The sequence below is a fragment of the Streptomyces sp. NPDC037301 genome, assembly GCF_055602785.1.
The window spans coordinates 1-1604 of sequence record NZ_JBVJWD010000178.1; the positions used below are offsets into that span (position 1 = coordinate 1).

Sequence of the window (1604 nt, forward strand, 5' to 3'; positions counted from 1 at the left end):
TGGAGGCGGTACGGGCGCAGGGCGGCAAGACATCCCGGCTGAAGGTCTCGCACGCCTTCCACTCACCCCTGATGGACCCGATGCTCGACGAGTTCAAGGCGGTGGTGTCGGGTCTCGACTACAGCGAGCCTCGTATCCCCGTGGTCTCGAATGTGACCGGCCGCACGGCCACGGCGGCGGAGATCACCTCTGCCGAGTACTGGGTGTCCCACGTCCGCGAGGCGGTCCGCTTCGCCGACGGCGTGCAGACCCTCGCCGACCAGGGCGTGACGACGTTCCTGGAGATCGGCCCGGACGCCGTCCTCACCGCCATGGCCCCCAGTGCACTCCCCGACGACACCACGGCCGTCTTCGTCTCCCTACTGCGCCGCAACCGCCCCGAACAGACGGAGGCCCTCACCGCGCTGGCCCGCCTCTGGACCACCGGCCACACCGTCAACTGGCCCGCCCTGCACACCGGCGGCCCGACCCGGCCCGTCGACCTGCCCACCTACCCCTTCCAGCGCCAGCACTACTGGATCAAGAACGTGGCGACCGTCGGAAACATCGCCTCGATCGGGCTCGACGCCGCCGATCACCCACTGCTGGGTGCGGCGATGATGCTGGCGGACTCCGACGGTGCGCTGTTCACCGGGCGACTCTCCGTGGGTACGCACACCTGGCTGGCCGACCGTGCCGCCGCGGGCTCCGTCGTATTCCCGGAGACCGGGTTTGTGGAGTTGGCGATTCGGGCGGGGGATCAGGTCGGGTGTGGGGTGTTGGAGGAGTTGACGCTGGAGGCGCCGTTGGTGTTGCCGGTGCGTGGTGGTGTGCAGGTGCAGGTGGTGGTGGGTGCGCCTGAGGGTGGCTCTGGTGGGCGTGCGGTACGGGTGTTCTCGCGCGGTGAGGATGTGGCGGGTGACGCGTCGTGGACGCGGCACGCCACAGGTGTGCTCGGTGCCGGTGTGCGCGCTGTCGCGGACGAGTCCGCTTTCGGTGTATGGCCTCCGGCTGGGGCGGCGCCGGTTTCGGTTCGGGACGTGTACGAGCGGTACGCGGATGCGGGGCTGACGTACGGGCCGGTATTCCAGGGCCTGAAGGCCGCCTGGCGCCATGACGAGGAACTGTACGCCGAGGTCGTCCTGCCTGAGCAGGCGGCAAAGGATGCCGAGCGATTTGGCCTGCACCCTGCGGCCCTGGACGCCGCAGTGCAGAGCCTGGCACTCCTGGGCTCCGCGCCGGTCGCCGAGGCGGCAGTGAACCTGCGACTGAACGCGGAGTGGCGCGGCGTGACGCTGCACGCCACCGGTGCGTCCGCGTTGCGGGTACGGCTCTCGCCGTTGGGCGCGGACAGCTTCGCGGTGGACATCGCCGACACGGCCGGCGAAGCGGTCGCCTCCATCGAGTCGCTGACCGTCCGGCCCACCCAGGCATCGGAGTTGGCCAGTGGTGGCGGGGCCGGGTTCCACGACTCCCTGTATCGGGTGGATTGGGTGCCGGCTGGGTCGGGTTCGGTGGCTGTGGGTGCTGGGTCTGTGGTGGTGGATTTCGCCGATGTGGTGGGTGCTGCTGCCGATGTGCCGGTTCCGGGTGTCGTGGTGTTGCGGGCGTTCGGTGATGTTGAT

At 69.8% G+C, this 1604-nt stretch carries 1 protein-coding gene; it reads left to right on the plus strand.

Features of this window, described 5'->3' with window-relative positions:
• Nucleotides 1-1604, plus strand: a 1604-nt coding sequence (locus ACZ7IB_RS49240) for a polyketide synthase dehydratase domain-containing protein (RefSeq protein ID WP_470921910.1), incomplete at both ends; no start/stop codon positions are given.